The sequence below is a fragment of the Enterovibrio makurazakiensis genome (assembly GCF_050336585.1).
Classification (GTDB): domain Bacteria; phylum Pseudomonadota; class Gammaproteobacteria; order Enterobacterales; family Vibrionaceae; genus Enterovibrio; species Enterovibrio gelatinilyticus.
The window spans coordinates 25,163-43,199 of record NZ_JAKJSE010000029.1 but is presented as its reverse complement, the minus strand read 5'-3'; the positions used below and the strand labels follow the sequence as shown (position 1 = coordinate 43,199).

The 18,037-nt window shown below is 45.2% G+C and carries 13 protein-coding genes; 1 reads left to right on the top strand and 12 read right to left on the bottom strand.

What is annotated here, in order from left to right:
• Window positions 1-10 precede the first annotated feature (10 nt).
• The 9 genes from rbsK to imuA all read right to left on the bottom strand — a co-directional run bounded on the left by rbsK (window position 11) and on the right by imuA (window position 13,644).
• Window positions 11-931 (bottom strand): ribokinase, encoded by a 921-nt coding sequence (gene rbsK, locus L4D06_RS20520; protein ID WP_274166097.1) that lies wholly within the window; start codon window positions 929-931, stop codon window positions 11-13.
• 189 nt (window positions 932-1,120) lie between these two features.
• Window positions 1,121-2,125 (bottom strand): aldose 1-epimerase family protein, encoded by a 1,005-nt coding sequence (locus tag L4D06_RS20515; RefSeq protein ID WP_429741052.1) that lies wholly within the window; start codon window positions 2,123-2,125, stop codon window positions 1,121-1,123.
• Window positions 2,126-2,173: 48 nt separating this feature from the next.
• Window positions 2,174-3,496 carry an L-fucose:H+ symporter permease gene (gene fucP, locus L4D06_RS20510; protein ID WP_429741050.1) on the bottom strand — a complete coding sequence of 441 codons (1,323 nt, stop codon included), beginning with the start codon at window positions 3,494-3,496 and terminating at the stop codon, window positions 2,174-2,176.
• Between the two features lie 86 nt (window positions 3,497-3,582).
• Window positions 3,583-4,002 carry a D-ribose pyranase gene (rbsD, locus tag L4D06_RS20505; RefSeq protein WP_429741048.1) on the bottom strand — a complete coding sequence of 140 codons (420 nt, stop codon included), beginning with the start codon at window positions 4,000-4,002 and terminating at the stop codon, window positions 3,583-3,585.
• Between the two features lie 575 nt (window positions 4,003-4,577).
• A complete protein-coding gene (locus L4D06_RS20500) occupies window positions 4,578-6,056 on the bottom strand; it encodes a DUF1501 domain-containing protein (protein WP_429741046.1) in 1,479 nt (492 codons plus the stop codon).
• 57 nt (window positions 6,057-6,113) lie between these two features.
• On the bottom strand, window positions 6,114-7,880 hold the full coding sequence (locus tag L4D06_RS20495) for a DUF1800 family protein (RefSeq protein ID WP_429741044.1): 1,767 nt from the start codon (window positions 7,878-7,880) through the stop codon (window positions 6,114-6,116).
• Between the two features lie 540 nt (window positions 7,881-8,420).
• Window positions 8,421-11,534: an error-prone DNA polymerase gene (locus L4D06_RS20490; protein WP_429741042.1), complete on the bottom strand. Its 3,114-nt coding sequence runs from the start codon at window positions 11,532-11,534 to the stop codon at window positions 8,421-8,423.
• Window positions 11,535-11,545: 11 nt separating this feature from the next.
• Entirely contained in the window at window positions 11,546-12,952 is a 1,407-nt protein-coding gene (locus L4D06_RS20485) for a Y-family DNA polymerase (protein ID WP_429741040.1), read from the bottom strand.
• Window positions 12,949-13,644: a translesion DNA synthesis-associated protein ImuA gene (gene imuA, locus L4D06_RS20480; RefSeq protein ID WP_429741038.1), complete on the bottom strand. Its 696-nt coding sequence runs from the start codon at window positions 13,642-13,644 to the stop codon at window positions 12,949-12,951. Before imuA ends, L4D06_RS20485 begins: the two co-directional genes overlap by 4 nt.
• Window positions 13,645-13,802: 158 nt before the next feature.
• Here imuA and L4D06_RS20475 point away from each other — a divergent pair, with 158 nt between their 5' ends.
• Window positions 13,803-14,126, top strand: a complete 324-nt coding sequence (locus tag L4D06_RS20475; protein ID WP_429741036.1) for a DUF4156 domain-containing protein — start codon at window positions 13,803-13,805, stop codon at window positions 14,124-14,126.
• Here L4D06_RS20475 and L4D06_RS20470 read toward each other — a convergent pair.
• From L4D06_RS20470 to L4D06_RS20460, 3 genes are all read right to left on the bottom strand, one after another.
• The gene (locus L4D06_RS20470; RefSeq protein WP_429741034.1) at window positions 14,117-15,625 is read right to left on the bottom strand and encodes a glycosyltransferase; all 1,509 of its coding nucleotides are present in this window, start codon (window positions 15,623-15,625) and stop codon (window positions 14,117-14,119) included. The genes L4D06_RS20475 and L4D06_RS20470 overlap by 10 nt on opposite strands.
• Window positions 15,622-17,223, bottom strand: a complete 1,602-nt coding sequence (locus tag L4D06_RS20465; protein ID WP_429741032.1) for an HlyD family secretion protein — start codon at window positions 17,221-17,223, stop codon at window positions 15,622-15,624. The genes L4D06_RS20470 and L4D06_RS20465 overlap by 4 nt, the downstream gene beginning before the upstream one ends.
• Before the next feature lie 354 nt (window positions 17,224-17,577).
• Complete coding sequence (locus L4D06_RS20460) at window positions 17,578-17,916, bottom strand: hypothetical protein (RefSeq protein ID WP_274166085.1); 339 nt, start codon at window positions 17,914-17,916, stop codon at window positions 17,578-17,580.
• Between the last annotated feature and the right edge of the window lie 121 nt (window positions 17,917-18,037).

Here is an 18,037-nt window from a genome sequence, read left to right as displayed (position 1 = left end):
TATCTAATCCTCAATACTGCTTAGTAAGAAACGCCTCAACTTCTTCACGATGAGGAATGGACGTTTGCGCGCCAAAGCGAGTGACACTGATCGCGGCGGAGGCATGAGCAAATTTAACGGCTGATTCTATAGGCATTTCTTCGAGCAAACCAGTGACGAATGCTCCATTAAAGGTATCGCCGGCTGCCGTTGTATCTGTCGCTTCTACTTTAAATCCTGCGATCAAGTGACCCACACCATTTTGGCTCAACCAAACCCCTTTTGCTCCAAGCGTGATCATCACTGTCGTAATGCCTTTTTGGTGCAAAATGTTCGCCGCTTGCTGCGCGGATTCATCGCACTGAACCGTGATGCCGGTTAAGACCTCCGCTTCGGTTTCGTTTGGGGTAATAACATCCACATTTTGCAATAACGCATCAGGTAGCGCGCGTGCTGGTGCAGGGTTCAGAATGACTTGCGTCTGATTGTCTTTGGCGACCTGAGCGGCTCGCTCAATGCCTTCTAACGGCGTTTCCAATTGCATGAGTAAGTATTGCGCGTTAGCAATCGTCGCCAAATCATCACTGATGGCATCCGCAGTGAGGTAATCATTCGCTTCTGCTGACAAGCAGATACTGTTCTCACCGCTGTCTGATACTTGGATCATGGCAATACCCGTTGGGCAATTTGGCTGCATCTTTATCCCGCTGATATTAATGCCGTCTAAGCGGAAACTTTCACGGATGTTGATCCCAAATGCGTCATCGCCCACGCATGCAATAAAGCCGATGTCAGCATTCAAACGTGCGGCAGCCACGGCTTGGTTTGCGCCTTTTCCGCCCGGAATAACTTGGTAGTTGCGACCATGTAAAGTCTCACCAGGACGAGGAAAAGAAGGGACTTGAAGAACGTGATCTGCGTTTACACTGCCTAGCACAACTAACTTGTTCATTGGGGAATCCTTGGTTCTCGAGGAACGTTTTTCGAACTTTGTCTATTAAGATGACTTTTAAAAAGCCTTTGGTTTTTCAACGCGCTTCAGCTGGAAAACCAAAGACATTTTCTCTTTCTTTTTTGCTCTCTTCCCAACAGGCGCTATTCGTGCGCTGAGAAGAGAGCAAAGAAGATAAATATCGGGACGTTAACGAATGCCTGTACGCACCGTAAAGCTGCGCTCTTCATTCGCCTGTAAGTAAATTAACGTGCCTTTTTCTTTGGCGGTTAAAAAACCTTCAGGGCGACACGTAGCAGGCAGAGCATACGCCGCGACCTGCTGATCACCACTGCACAAAATCCAGCGTGTCGCACTATTAAATTCATCGGTACTAAACTCCGTCACCATTTGTTTGTCACCCATGTTCATGTTGAATACCGCGCGCTTTGCGTATTGTGAAATACCATCGATACAGTAAACAATTTCTGGGTCGTACATGTCCGGCGTGTTCAGGGTTTGAATAGGGGCTGAGGTTTTTAATGTCTCATTATACGCGAGCCATTGTTCGTTTGGCTGAACATGAGCAGGAATCGTTTCGCGTAGCTTAAAGGCGTGGTCAGGGATATTTTGTGTCATCACCGCATCGGGAATGTAAGCGGCGTTGATATGGCACATGTACTGCAGTGGCATTGGCACGGTCGCGAGGTTCTTCACCTTCATTTGAATATCAAACATGCTGGCATCTTTTGCTAAGCAAACTGACGGTTGCGCCAAGTAATGGTCGCCAAAGCCCATCACATACTCATAGCTGCCTTTCATTGTGGCCGCAGTATCACTGATTTCGAGCCAAGCACTGTCCATCGCTGCGCAAGGCATCTCGCCATGCAGCATATGGTCATCTTGAGGTGTTGGACACCCCATGCGAATCATACCTGCGTGGAACGCAAAACATCCGTACGTCTCAACAATCGTTTTCGCCTGCTTCGGCTCTGAAAACATGTTTTTCATGCACAAATCGGTACCAAGAAACTCAGCGTCCCAAATCATTTGTCCCATAAATGGCAAGATAACGAGGTGTCCTTTTGCGTTTTTGATCTCTACGGCGTGGATGCCGGAGTTGTAAATGAAGGAGTAGATTTCAAAGGAATCTGATTGTGCAATCAGCACTTTCTCTTTGCGGAACTGCTCTTTGTAAAGTGGGATAGTAAACATAGTCACCTCAAAAAGTGGTCACCCTCGTAGAGTGACCACTCTATTCAATTATGCTGTCGCTGCCGTGTAAGAAAAGGTTTGCTTGTATTTCTTCTCACTGAAGAAGTAGCAGAACACACCTGCAAAACAGACGGCGTTGACGATGAATGAGGTTTGCATGCCCATGTGATCCGCCATCAAGCCTTGTACGACAGGAATCGCTGCGCCACCGATGATGGACATCACCACAAAACCGCCCGCAGTTTCTGTGTAGCGCGTATCAACCGATTGCAGCGTCGACGCGAAGATAGTTGCCCAGCATGGTGCGAATAGTGCTGATGTACCCACAGCAACCCATACCGCGCTGAAGTTAGGCACAAACGTGACGTAGATTAAGCAGAAAACACCAACCGCTGAGTAGCCCATCAAGACATTTTCTTGCGAGGTCTTAGTGAATAAGTAGTTCGCTAGCAACTTACCTAAGAAGTACATAATAAATGCATAAAGCAGGTAGTTGGCTGCATCGTGCTCAACCATGGTTGAATCCATTTCAAGCGCGAGGCGAATGGTGAATGACCACACCGCCACTTGCATACCCACGTAAGCAAACTGCGTCACGATACCTTTGAAGAAACGTGCATTGCCAGCAAGGTATGCCAAGGTTTCACCAAATGATGGCTGGTCATCTTTCTTGTGTGACACCGCTTTACAGTTCGGGTATTCCGTTACCGCAATAAGGATTGCCACCGTCGCGATCACACCCACCAACCACTTGTAAGGTTCTAGGGTTTGTTGCAGTACTTGTTCTTTAAATACTTCTAGCTCTGGGCCTGATAGCGTTGCCATCAAATGGCCAACGTCGACACCTTCTTGGAAAATAAGATGCTTACCGAGTAGTAGACCTATGATGTAGCCCATCGCATTGATGGTGTGAGAAACATTCAAACGTAACGTGGCGCGTTCTGGCTCACCTATCATCGCAGAATAGGTATTGCACGAGGTTTCAAGGAACGACAAACCAATTGCGATACAGAAAATCGCAGCCAAGAACATGGTGTAAGTGCCCGCGTGGGACGCAGGGAAGAACATCATGCAGCCAAAGATATACAGTGCTAAGCCCATCAGTATCGCCAATTTATACGATGTTTTCTTCACAACCATAGAGGCAGGGATAGCCACTAGGAAGTAAGCACCGTAGAAGGCAGATTGCACCAGCGCCGATGCAAAGTTAGACAAATCAAAAATCGATTTAAACTGTGTGATTAAAACATCGTTCAGCGCTGCTGCCGCAGACCACAATGCAAACACAGAAGACAGCAATAAAAATTGGAATATTGGCGTTTTGTTCAGGAATCCGTCGGCATGTTGCACGGTATTGTTTCGAATAAACATAATGTACCTTCCATTCTTCCCGTTACATTCAGTGGCTCGCCACGTTCGGCAACAGGTTGTCATTTAAATATTGTTTTTTGGAATGTTTAGAAAACAACGCCAGCTTGAAAAATCACGTTGGCATAAGGCGTACATTCACCCGTGCGAATCACCGCTTTGCTATCGCGCGTGCAGCGCTTGAATTGCTCGTGAGTGACATATTGGATATTGAATGTTTTGTTGCAACGCGCTTGTTCCGCTTCTAGCTCAGTCATGAGCGCTTGGTGTAACTCAGGGCTCACGGTCGCAAACTCTTCCGCCATCACAACCCCTTCGATTTGAGACTCTGTGAGGATCACTCGAACGGTATCAATGAAACTCGGTACGCCATGCGTAAGCGCTAAGTCGATACGAGAAACAGCATCGGGAATAGGCAAACCCGCGTCACAAATGGTGATCTCATCGGTATGGCCTAGCGTCGCTAGCAAATAAGAAATATCAGAATTTATTAGAGTTGTTTTTTTCATTACATCGACCTTTCGGTTACACGTCTTGCAATATTGAATAGAAGATGAGCGAGAAATCGTGCTGTTTTGTTCATCGAACAAAGCTCATCGAAACGTTTCGATGGGATAATATTCCTCTAGATTGGCTTTGCATTAAGCTTCCGTCATATGTGTGATTTCGATCTTTCTGGCGGCAGTTTTGGATAGATTATTGAGATGCTGATCATATCGCCGGGCTTGCGGCTGAGCTTTTAGTAGAAGAAAAGAGTGTTAAGAAAGGGAAAAGCAGTGTGAAAGCAATAAATTTTTAGATAACACGAATTATACAACTATCGAACAGGAAATTTACCTTGCTTGAGTTTACCGAAGTTACCTCTAGGTGCTAACACACCACTGAATGTTCAGCAGAGCTTATTCTTTTTCGATACTGACTTGAACCCCAGTTGGCAGGATACCCGCAGAAAAGACCACTCCATAAATAGTAGCGCTTGTCTTGATAGACTATAAGCTGAGATATTGATAAGGAATGAAGTCGTTCGAGTAGTCGCTTCACACTCTAGAACACAAAGGCCGGGGGTACCCCCGGCCAAGATTACTTATAGATTGTTGTTTACAACGCCGGATGCGGACATAACTTCAAAATGCGGATCGTCGCGCAGTAAAGGAAATACCTCCTGAATCTGATGAGCTTCAAGGCCTAACCAATTCAGCATATAGCCCGCATATTCTTCATGAGAAATCTTAGGGATAAGTCTACCCTCACCGTTATCATCATCACCTGCCTCATCGAAATCGGGGTATTTGCCAAAACACCTTCTCGACTCAATATCATCTTCAATTGGATGTGCAACAGTGGGGCCAAAGAGAAACTGTCCTCCTCCCCAACCATGATCTGTCCCGTTTCTATCATTGGTATGCATAGTTCGACCAAATTCCGACAAAGTACCTGTCATGACGCTATCATTCATGGTTCCTAATGACGCATAAAACAAATTAGTCACGGTTGAAAACTCTTTCATCAGATCACTTTGTCTTAGCTCTTGTTCTGCATGAGTATCAAAACCGCCTAATTCAACGAAAAACACCTGGCGGGTTCCGTTTGTCCCCCCAAGACATTTCCTAGCTTGAATCATTTGCCTTACCGCTCTTAGCTGAAGAGCAAAGTTAGATTCTGTGTTCCCTGATTTATAGGAAATGGATTCATCAGGCTGCACGTCACTCGATGAAAAAATAGATCTCAATTTATCAGAGTAAAAATGGGCACTCTTCATCGCATTCGCATAAGCAGCTGTTAACGGTGAAGGATGTGAAACGGAACTCGCCGACGGACTGTGAATGTAATTGATACCAAAAATATTTTGGTAATACGTCCCCATTCTTCCAAATGATAAGCGAAGTGGGTCGAAGCCACTTTTACTCAAGTATACCGCTTCAGTTTTTTCAGAATCCATTAGCTCATGCGGACCGCCATAGAAGTTATTGGAAATTGCACCGTCTATATCGTCCTGAATTTCATCAATCGCTCTACCGAGCCAACCGTTTTTACTTTCATCTCCGTCACTATTAAGGAAACTTCTCTGCCACGCTTCTTGCTGTTTATTATGTGCAAACAAGTTGCTAGGTAACTTCGCAGTACTAAGATTTTGATTGTTAGTGTCTTGAAGTAAAGTGCCGACATTAAGCACGACATTTGCGTTTCCAGTTTGGAAAAATGTTGATAATTCACTCATATCATTATGAATAAAGATGGATTTTCCGTTTTCATCTTTAAGCTGAGCATCCCAGTATTGACCTTCTATCGTTGGTTCATTCGTACTTTCTGAGGTGGGAAGAAAAGCGCTCCTTCTCTGAGTATATTTGCTATAAACATTGTTGTCGCCTTCAATAACATTGGGCACAACTTGATGGAAAAAATCATTCCCACCCTTCAAAAAAACACAAATTAGGGCTTTATAATCGCCATTGTTTTCATCGCAATTGGTTGATGCATTCACATTGAAGCTAATGCTGGGAACCATAGTAGCTAAACCCGTTGCGCCAATTCCTCGAACAAAATTTCGTCTTGTTACTTTCATTTTAAATCTCCAAATTTTTTGATCACTTTGCTAAGAGTGTTTATCTGCAAAAAGGCTCTAGATATTGCAGTTGACATAACCGCTACCAGCAGGCTCAGGAAGTGTCGTTCTATAAGGGAATGAATTTAGGTTTTGTTGCACATGAAAGTATGGAGACGATAAAGCTAACGAAAGTAGTCTTTGTGTCCAGTTCGAGGCTTGCACTGATAAATCTCCGCGTGGGAATGCATCAATAATTTGGATTTCTAAATCTTTTGGCATGAGAGAGTTAAAAAACCGAGTTGAGACGGCATTCACAAACCCAATTTTATCTGACACTTTAACGGCATTATAAAAAGGCCCAATGTCAACAAATAGTAACTTCTGATAGGTATTATAAATTCCTCCATCACTTGAAGTTAGGCAAGTGTTTGTATTGGTGATTCCCTCGCCATAAGAAATATTCCTACTAAACATGCCGTATATATGATTTTGAACAGAGATAATGTGTGACCAATCCATTATCTGCAGTTCCGGTGAAGTCAAGCTACTATCTTTGTACTCAAAAGGTAACAAGTCGACTGGCTGATAATCAGGTAAGTAAAAATTAAAAACAGAAGGAGAGCCAAGTGGGTATTGGTTACATGTTTTGGAATATCTCAAATTGTTTTTAATTCTTTTATTAGACTGGTCCCCACCATTTCCAACGTTAGGGAGTACGTCGACATTCAAGGCACGATATATGTATACAAGCGACAACCAAGGCTCCCGAATTTTGCTCATATATGTTGGAGGAGCAGTATAAACTTCATTGTCAGAAATAATTGCCCAAATAACAGCTTTCAATTGGCCTTTCTCTTCTCCAGCCGCTGGAGCAGGTTGTTTCAGTTCTACGAGTTTTTCCGTGCCATCATTGAACACATCCACGATACGCTGTAAGTAAGCACTGCTCGGATTTGATGTAACCAAAAGCTGTATGAGTTTATAGCAGATATTAATCGCGGTGGAAGGATGGTTCTGTAGAGCTTCCAGTAGTATTTCTAAATCAGTTTCACTATTGTCTGTACCTTCATTTTCGTCATAATTTTCATTACCAGCATTAAAAAAAAGTGTCCCATTAAATAAACTCTTGGATTCTGAATCACGGATTTCGGAGTCTTCTAACTGAATCATTGGGGTATGCCAGCTATCATTATTTCTCACCCAGCCCGTGAAGACTCGAGCTAGTTCACGAATGTCATCTTCGGTATAACAAGGGATACGTTTGTTATCGGTATCAAGTTTGTAAGTGGCTTCAAGCCCATCTAAGTTATGGTCAATTTCCCTCTCATGAAGTCCACAAGAAAACAACTGGAGAATTTCTCGCGCATAGTTTTCATCAGGGTTATCTTTTGAGTTGTTAACCATGGTTAGGTAATGCCCCATGACTGGCGAGCGAGTAACATCACGAAGAAGATCTTTGTATGTACCAAAAGCATTCTTTACCAGTAGGTCATAGTAATTTGCCAGTGCAGTTGGTCTACCGCTCAGCTCGGCATCTTTATCGGAAACAACGAAAATCTGACTGAGTGCATAGGCGATACGTTGTCTAAGTTGGTCGGGTTTATAGAAAGCGATATCCAGCCATGCACGAATCCTTGCGTCTGATTCGACCCCGTCTCCAATTTGTAGTTCTGTTTGTGTTTCATGTGATGATTCATCAAGGCTAACTTGGTCATTGAACCAAGTCACCGTGCTTTTATTTAGTAAGTCTACGCTTTCACCTTTTTTAGGTCCAAAAGTGCATAGATCTAACCACCTTAACGCACGCGGTCGGATAGAAAAATTCAGCATTGCATTACTCATGATATTGATGTCCCATTTGTGATTGTTTATCCGTTGGTCTGATTTGGAATTAGACGAGATATTACAGGGGAGTCTTTTAGTATGTTCGAGTGAAAGTTAGTTCACCAACTCCAGTGTAAATTTAATTATTTTGAACTCTAACTTCACAATAATTATCGGTCAATAATAAAGTGTCTAATTATGTGGACATTAATGAGATTGGTATTTGTGGATATAAGCCCATGGTTTCTCATGCAACATGAGACATATTATAAATGCTGACAAATTTAATTTGGATTATAGAAAAGGTGTTTGAAAGTTAAGAATGATATTTATCAGGAGTCAAGAACGAGACTTTAATGATTAAGTGAAGTCTTTGGGAGGGTGCGAATAATGTTGAAGCATTAAAGTTTACGATGTTCAAAAATAATTATATTAAATTTCTTACTGAATAATTTTCTAACCGTTGTGTTGGTGTTGAAAATGTCGATGCTTTTTTTGGCAATTAAAATGTGTCTGTTGCTGGTTTACTTCGGCTGATTCATCTCCAGTCTATGCTGCTCAATGAAAGTCCCTTGCTTGGATGAGTAACTGATCGAGCGTCGATGTCATGTCGATCAAGCGTCCAGCAATAATATGCACGACGTCACCTTCTCGCTCTAAAATTCCTTTTATCTTTAATATTTTGGCTGTGACAAACGGGGTGTTCTGCGCTCTTGCTGTTGCTAACCACACCACCACGTTGATATTGCCGGTTTGGTCTTCCAAGGTCATGAAAGTAACGCCACTTGCTGTGCCGGGGCGTTGGCGTCCTGTCACGACTCCAGCAACTGTTACGGCAGATCCGGATTTGACAGTGGAGAGTTCACTGGCAAGGCGATGCTTTCCCAATTTCCCACTTTCATCTAATAACGCAATGGGGTGCTTACCCAGCGTGAGCCCGATTGCGGCATAGTCTTCAATTACATCCTCAATGGCGGTGGGGGATTGAATGGTTTGTATGTCATTATCTGTAGGCGTGGTATTCGCAAGCAATGGCAGGGTGTGGGTGTCGTCCATCATTTGCCATCGCGCCGAAAAGCGATTGTTAGCAAGAACCTGCGTGGCATTAGCACTGGCGAGTGCTTGGAGATCACCCCTGTTCATACCACATTGGCGCAGTTCATTGATGTGCTGAAAGCCGTGAATGGGTCGATGGGAAAGAAGTAATGCCCCCCCTTGCGCAGAAAAGCCATTTATAAGACGAAGACCCAAACGTAGTGCGTATTGGTGGTTCTCTACAACTTGTTGGTGATCCCAATCGCTGCAGTTCACACATACCGGTAGGATTTTCACACCATGACGATTGGCATCTTGAAGTAGCTGGGAGGGGCTATAAAACCCCATGGGCTGGCTGTTGAGCAAGGCGCAGTAGAAGGCAACCGGATAGTAATGTTTGAGCCAAGACGAGGTATATGCCAATACAGCAAAGGAAGCACTGTGGGATTCGGGAAAACCATACTCACCAAAGCCTTGTATCTGCTTAAATATTTGTTCCGCGAACGCGATATCGTAACCTCGTTCTTGCATCCCATTGATTAGCTTTTCGCGAAAAGGTGCGAGCTTACCACTGCGCTTCCATGCCGCCATGGCACGACGGAGTTGATCCGCTTCACCGCCACTGAAGCCCGCAGCCACCATGGCGAGTTGAATCACTTGCTCCTGAAAGATAGGCACTCCCATGGTGCGAGAAAGTACAGACTCAACCTCCTTTGAGGGATAGGAAACGGCTTCTTTCCCCCAGCGACGTTTTAAGTAAGGATGCACCATGTCCCCTTGGATTGGACCAGGACGCACGATGGCTATCTGTATAACCAAATCGTAATAACAGGCGGGTCTCAGCCTTGGCAGCATGTTAATTTGCGCACGGGACTCCACCTGAAAAACACCCACGGAATCGCCCTTTTGTAGCTGTTGATAGACTTGTGGGTCGTCTCCCATGGCAGTAATGTCTGCGATTGATAAGGCACGTTTATCATGCTGGCGAATTATCGCAAATGCCTTACGAATAGCACTTAGCATACCCAAAGCCAGAATATCGACTTTGAGTAATCCTAGAGATTCGAGGTCGTCTTTGTCCCATTGGATCACGCTTCGTTCTGCCATGGCGGCATTTTCAATAGGAACCAGTTCATACAATGGCCCAGCGGAAATAATGAACCCACCGACGTGTTGGCTTAAATGGCGAGGAAACCCGCGTATCTCTTCCACTAATTCCAATAACCAGCGCCCGTGATGAGACTCAATGTCTAATCCTAGCGCTTTGAGTTGCTCGGTCTTATCGAGCTCTTTGTCCCTGTGGTTAAGGTTTTTGATGTAGTAATCGAGTTGTGTTTCGTTGATGCCTAATGCTTTTCCGACATCTCGAAATGCACTTTTAAACCGATAAGTGATCACGGTGGCAGCCAGTGCGGCGCGCTGACGACCGTATTTTTGGTAAATATACTGGAAGATTTCCTCACGCCGCTCGTGTTCAAAATCCACATCAATGTCAGGGGGCTCATCGCGTTCTTTGGAAATGAAGCGCTCGAATAGCACATTAACTTTGTCGGGGTTTACCGCAGTGATCTCTAGGCAGTAACACACCACTGAATTCGCCGCCGATCCCCGCCCTTGGTACAAAATCCCCTGTGATTTGGCAAACTGAACAATGTCGTAAATGGTGAGGAAAAAGAATTCATATTTTTGCTCCGCAATGAGCACCAATTCTTTTTCAATGATGGCGCGAATATCAGGGCGAATGCCGTCTGGAAATCGCAGTTTGATACCTTGCTCAACAAGGTGGCGAAGGTAATGACTAACCGTGTACCCATCGGGGACTAACTCTGCAGGGTATTCGTAGCGTAATTCGCTTAGACAGAAGTTGCACCGCTTAACAATGCTGGCGGTTTCTTGTATCCACACTGGCGGGTAGAGCTTAGTGATTTTGTCGAGAGGCTTTAGCGCTTGCTCTCCATTGCGAGGCAGTGACAGTCCGCACTCATGAAGCGGCTTTCTTAAACGAATGGCAGTTAGCACATCAAGGAGAGGCTGGCGTCTTGGGTGGTGCATGAGAATGTCATTGGTGCACACGATGGGAAGGGCGAGTGAACTAGCCAGTGTTTCTATCAAGGTAAGGTAGCGGGATTCATCAGGCAGTAGAAGACGTTCAGCGCCAATCCAGAGCCGCTCATCAAACATGTTTTTTAGCCAATGTTGGAAAGGCGTTTTCTCGTTGTTTTGTTCGTGATCAAGCGTTGGAAGCCAAATACACAGGCAGTGTTTGATATGGTCAAAATCATCACTCATAACCTGATAACGCCCTTTTTCACTGCGCATACGCGCTTGGGTGATCAGCCGCGCCAATTCGCCATAAGCCGTTCGACTCGGGCAAAGCAGAATCAATTTTTCTCCTTGGTATGTGATTTCCGACCCGACAATGAGTGTGAGCGAGAGTTGCTGATCCCGAATGGCGGTGTAAGCACGTACTACGCCAGCAAGTGAACATTCATCAGTAATGGCGAGGGCTTTATACCCCAAGGTTTCAGCGCGAAAGACTAACTCTTCAGGGTGAGATGCTCCCGTTAAAAAGCTGTAGTTACTTTTACAATGTAACTCGCCAAACCAAGGGTGTTGAGCTGATGGGCTATTTGTCATGTTGAATCCGTTTAGCAAAAAAGACCATGCTCAAACCACTCGCCTGTTGCCGTTCGAAATACCCAGCACCATTGCCCTTGCTGATTACGTGCGATGAAATAATCGCGTTGAATGGGGGTTTTGTCCCACCACCCTCCGCTGATGCGCTCAGGGCCTGTTAATGTCTCTGGTCGAGCGAGCAGAGGCCGTGGCGACATGTGCAGCAGTGATGGTCGCGATGGAAGATGAGTGGGTAGTGTTTGTTCGCAGGCGTGTAATGGAGGCTGTCGGCGAAAAGCATGTTCAGGGCGATGATCGTTTTTGAGCGTTAAGCTATACACCGCCTGCTTTCCCGCTTTTGCCTGCATAAGGCTAATGAGCTCGCCAGATGTCAGTTGCCCGCGTTTTCCAGCGAATAAGTCTTGGGTCGGGGATTGTTTGGGCAGCAAGGTGCTCGCTTCAAGGCGGATATGGGTAACAGGTGCATCGAGTGTGAGTTTTTCTAAGTGCAGTTGGAGTAAAGGCATCCATCGATTGGCGCGAGATTCAGGCGCCGCGGCCGACAGCGTCAGCGTTTTGTCATCCTTTTCACGCTGGGTGAATATCAGCATGACATTCGGAACCACCGCCTCTCTGGCATCTAGAAACTTCTCCATTTCTTTGAGCATACGTTGGAGTGGGAAGCACAGGGTTTGGCTGTTGGCTATCTCATGTAAGAGCTCTATGGATTGCTGGAAGTGCTCAGGCGGTGTGAAAAAGGTTTGCTTGGCGGTTTGGGTCTGTGTCAGAGCGCGAAGTTGTTCAGGCACACTTTTCCCAAATCGCTGCCCTAAAGAGGAAATGGGTAAAGCAAAAAGTTGTTTGGCTTGGCGAAATCCCATGCGCTCAAATTGCACGGCTTGTTTGTCGGTAAAGCCCAATTGACGAACATTAAGTGCATCCAAAGCACTTTGTGTGGACTCTGGTGTGAGAAACCCTTTGTCGGACTTGGCTTGCGCCAGTTTTAATGCAGCTTCAGGGTAGGGACTTAGCGCAAAGTGAAAGGTCACGTTTTCATTTGTTAATAACGGCAATAAGGTATGCCAGTAATGGTCGAGAGACCTATAGAGCTTGAGCATAGGGGAGACTTTCATGAGCAAGCCATTTGGGGGATAAAGCACAATGTCGGCGTTGACTTGATAAAGCACAGAAGCCAATTGCAATAAGCGTTCAGCCTCGTTTTTTCCATCGTAATTCACAACATGCAATGTATGGCAAAGCGCACTGGCTGTGCCTAAATCATTGCCAAGCGTGATGCCATGTTCAAAGGCGCTTTGATTGGCCTGACAGACGGAGCCATTGCTACCCGATAGGATGATCAGTGGCAGTGTCGAACCGTTATCACGCTCCAAGGTATTGAGGAGAAGGGCGGGGAAGTAAAAAGAGATCCACAGCATCATCGAAATAAAGGCACAACGTTATTGCTTGATGGGAGAACATGAATGTTATCTTGGCTTTTATTTAAGAGATGTCGTTGATAGGCATGAAAGATTGGTGGCAATGGTAAGTGGAAAGGAGGGATAGGCAGCCCGCGGCGTTTAACAACACGAACATTTAGCCCTTCTTCAGATGGTGTCATGGCAAGCCGACAGCTCACAGGTAAGCCTTGTGAGCTTGCTTGATAGGTGAACATAAACAGTAAGCAATCATTCTCTGTTGCGGCTAATTGTAAGCGCCTTGCTTGCGTGACAGAGAGGCTTTTTCCCCACAGCACAGCAGTTCGACAGCATCCGCTTTTGATGGCTTGTTCAATGCACCACAATGTTGATGGCAAGGTTGAATGTAGAATGATGACTTTGTTCAAATCCAAATCGGCTTGGCATAACGCGATAGGGTTTAACTCTCCGGGCGGGGCAGCAAATACCACCAGTTCGCTGTGTTTTAATGCGCTGGCAATGGAAGGGAGCACGAGGCGTAGTTCACCAATACCAAAGCAGGGAAGTTGAAGTTCAACTACCCCTGATTTTGGCCAGCCGCCCTCTAGTTTTTCGTCAATAATTTCATGGCCGCTAGAGAGGTATTGTGTTTGGGGTTGGTAGAGGCGATTGGCTGTCCAAATCCCAGAGTGCAAAGCAAGAATGTCATCAAGCATAATTCATAATACTGTATTTATGTACAGTATTATTCTAGAGGGTGATAGCTGTTTGAGCAAGTCCGTTTTACACATGCTGCCCATAAGTTCTCAATGAATAATGAGGTCATTCGGGTATAATCTTATTGTGTAACCAAATAATAAACGTAGAGAAAAACATGAAGAAGTGGCTACTTGTTACTGCCCCATTTTTACTGTCAGCGTGTGTGACAATGCCTGAGCCTAAATCTGAAAATATCAATGTGTTGTGGGGCGACGCCCTAGAAATGACCGCATGTGAAGATAAAGGTGTTGTGGTTGGTTCTCAAGGCCATTGGTATGACTATTGGATGATTAGCGACGGTACGCTAACTGAGGGGGCTGTGAATCAAATGCGTAACAAGGCCATGGCGCTGGGCGCTGATACCATCTTACTCTATTCACCTAAGCCGTTTTCTACCTCGGTTACCTTTCTCGCTAAGGCGTATCGTTGTCAGCCATAAAGCCACATGACGAAGATCAGTAAAGAACTGAATGCGGCGGTGGTTTGCAAATGTGGAAGCCATCGTTTGATTTCATGAGAGATAGAGTGATCTTCGATTTGCCCGCTTATTCCCTGTCGAGTCCAACGTTGAACATTCGGATGGAAGAAAAGGTACACTTTCACCAAGGATCCGATCAGTTGTTCGTACCATAGTAGTGGGACGAAAATAGGGTGGAATTGACCAGACTGCACGGAGATTAAGAGTACATTGATACTTCGCGTTGCGATCACCCAGAACAGATACGCGATCACCACTTTTGTTCCCATGTAAGTCGCAACGACCAATGCCAATGATGGGCCGATAAGGGTGGTCCACATGCTGACACGTTGGTCAAGCAAACAGAACCAGAGAAACCACCCCGCTTTTCTTGGACCAAGAGCAATTGCACGAATATTGCTTCTCAACATATTGCCATACCAACGAGTCATGAGAGACATGCTCGTTTTGACAAAACTTCCTGATGGGGCATCTTCTAAGCATGTTACAGATACATCCGGAAGATAGAGCATTTTCCATTGCTCTTTGAGCACGAAGTACCAGGTGCTCTTGTCATCGCCTGTCAGCATTCTGATGCGCCCATACCGCCAATGGTTAACGTGGTCATACCTTAAGCTATCTATAAAGTCCGGTGACAAAGCCAAGGAAGCGCGATAAGCCGAGAAGCGACCGGTGAGAACCAGGACGCGATAAGTCAGGCTTAAGGAGCTCATGTAGAAATGACGTTGAGCCATGCGTTGGCGATACCATTGGCGCGTCAGGGAATTGCCTTTGACGATAGGTTTGTTATGCGTTGTTAATGCACCAAGGTCGTGATAACGCATGAGAAAACCAGACACTTTTGTCAGAATGCCCTCAGGGAGCACGGTGTCGCCATCCATCAAGATGAGAATGCTGTCTTTAGATACTGGGCGATCTTCAGCCAATAGCGTCAGGGCGTCCGCCATGGTGTTTCGTTTACCTGTGCCATCTTGATCGATGATATAGAGGCTGACAGGAACGCGTTGCTTGAGCTTATCAAATTGAGATTCGATGATGCTGATATCTGCTTCATCCGTGACGCAAGCAACCGCGCGACATGCGACGCCAAAATTTCCGATTTCGTCAATTAGTGCTTTAAATACGGGGGCACTAATTTCGGGCGTGGTTCGATAGCAAGGGATCACCAACAAAATTTCACTGGGTTTCTGGGTCATATCCGCTAAAACCGATAACGCTGGGTAGCGAACATACTGATAGTAGAGACCACGTAAGAGGTGAAGCGTTTTCCAACCGTATCGCCAAGCGCCAATGATCCCAAGAGTGTAGAGTACTTCAGGTTGCACTTTGTCAGACGGCAATATGGTGTAGAGAGCCCAAAGACCGAGAAGAAGCGCGCCAAAGAATAGCCACCATAAAATGGTGACGTGACGTGGGTCATCACGGTGAAAGTTTTTGACGACTAGGTTATTAACATTCATAGGTTAAACCAATGTTTGAAAATGTCTTTCCAACCCACAGTCGCCACCACCGTCACGGGTTCATTAACGATGGAATCGCGGTCAAACTCAGAAGGTAGAATTTTTATTAGCGAGTATTGTTGTAACCTTGGAAGCGTTTTTGGTAAGCCACTGAGAGATTCACCTTCTTCGTTGTATATATCACTGTTGGACGCGCTGTAGTATTGGACGTGATCAACAATACCTATCAATTTGTCATCTCGACTAGCCAGTCGATATTCCACTGGCATACCTATCTTAATGAGCTCAGCACCTTCAAGTGGCATGAGAGCCAGAATAGAGCGTGCGGTGCGGTTTTGTTGTGAAGCAGGTGAAAGTTCAAACACAGAGGTACCAGTTTGAACCACTTGACCATCAGATGCATTGATAGTGACGATGTAGCAATCACAAGGCGCGTAAGCGAGACCGCGGGTTTTAAGGCGCTCAATTTCTTCGAGTACTTGGTCTTTCTTTGTGATCAAGATATCGAGCTTACTTTGCACTTCAAAGGGAGAGTTAAGATCGCCCTGTGCTTCTCTTGGAGGAACGCCGATTAAAATTTGATCGAGTTTGTGTTCGATATCTTCAAGTTGATTGTCCATAGTGAGCAGTTGGCGTTTTATCTCGAAGGTTTCTACGCGCTCTAACTCTCGTGAGACTTCATCAACTGTGCCTCTTTTTACACCATTGGTATAGAGAGCCAGAATACGCTCTCTCGTCACGAGCTCGTCTTCAAGTAATTGTTTTTTCTCGGTGACTAGTTGCAGTTCATTGAAGAGGCGAGAGTTGTAACGTGCGACGGATTCTTTACTTTGACGCAAAAGTGTTTGCAGATAATTTATTTGGCTGTTTATGCCATTGAGTAATTGTTTGTCTTTGGCTAACAGATCCGTCCCTTCATCGGTAAATACCGTAAACAGAAGTTCTCCTTTTTTCACGAGTTGTCCCGGTTTGTAGTCTCCCAATCGCAAAACGCCATTGTTATAGCTACGTTGGGTGAGCACGGGTTGGCTAACGGCAGCATGCTCGGAGGTAATAGATAAAATGCGGGACTGGATCATCAGCGCAGCAGTGACTATCAAAGTAAGGGAGACGAGAGCAACCAGCGCAAACCGCCACCAGTTTTGCTGCATACGCTTCACTTCTTCTTCGTGAAGTTGGGCTTTCACTCCATATGACGTAACACTTTCGAGGGAGATGGTTTCGCCCGTCAGGTAGGTATCTACGATGCTTTGCAGTGTTTTTTGGTGACCAGAATTTAAAGAATAGAATTGGCAACCAAGCGCATAGCCATGCTCGCTTGCCCTCATTACTTCGAATTGAACAGGAGTAGAAAAACGCCCTACAGGGAGATCGAAACACAGATTGCCGTGATGCTTGTCACCTTTTCTACCTGGGTATTTGTCATCACCAATGGAGAAGCCTCCGACACTCCACTCTTTTGTGGGGTAGAGAATGCCATCAATTTCGATTTGGGCAGCAAATTCAATCCGTGGAAATTTTCGAGCGCCAGATCGCGACTGAAAAGTATGAATTGAACCTGTGCTAATTGCTGCTACTCCCATAATGCCTCCAGACATTGCAACTGCTTATTGTCTCTTGCAATTGTTGCGCCAATGTAACTAGTGTCATTTTTTTGAGCTCTTGCTTTAACAATGAAACGTATTGATAACTATATAAGTAAATGATGATTGTGGTGGGGAATGTCCACTCTTTTAAGCGTTCTGGACTAAGCGGGGGGATTTACGCACTGTATAAACGCCATAAAATTGCCGCGATATGTGATTGAATAAGCCGATATACGTGAATGAATACCTGCATCCTTACTTGCAAACTGCGAGAGGAGTAAATCTATTTTCGCAAAATGAGTGTTAAAAAGTAGACAAAAAAAAGGAGCTAACAGCTCCTTTCTTCGTTTGTTGGTGTTGGATTTGTCAGATTTTCTTGGCGCGTTCGATATGGAACAAATGGATTTCATGAAGAATACGCTCAGAGATAATTTCTGAAATGATGCCATCAAATCGAGATTGAAGTGATTGCACTGCAGGGATCATTTGCATCACACCCGCTTCGTTGTCTGAGGTGATTTCAACATCTAATTCTAAATCGCAGTCCAGAGTCGCGATGAAGGGTTTCATCCTTTCTAGGATGCAATTGACCATATATTCATTGGAGCTCAGATGGCAAAGTTCATCACGGATGAGTTCAGTCAGGGCGCAAGATTGCGTCGCTGGTGGCACATTTTCTGTCGGAAAATGGATAACAGTCGGCATGGCGTACTCTCTAAAAATGTTGAAATCATTAAAATTATGTTTTTTATTGTTTGAGTTAAAATTAATAAAAAAATGCCTATTTGCCTAGGGTTACCTGAAGATAGTGGAGCTAGGTTTGCAA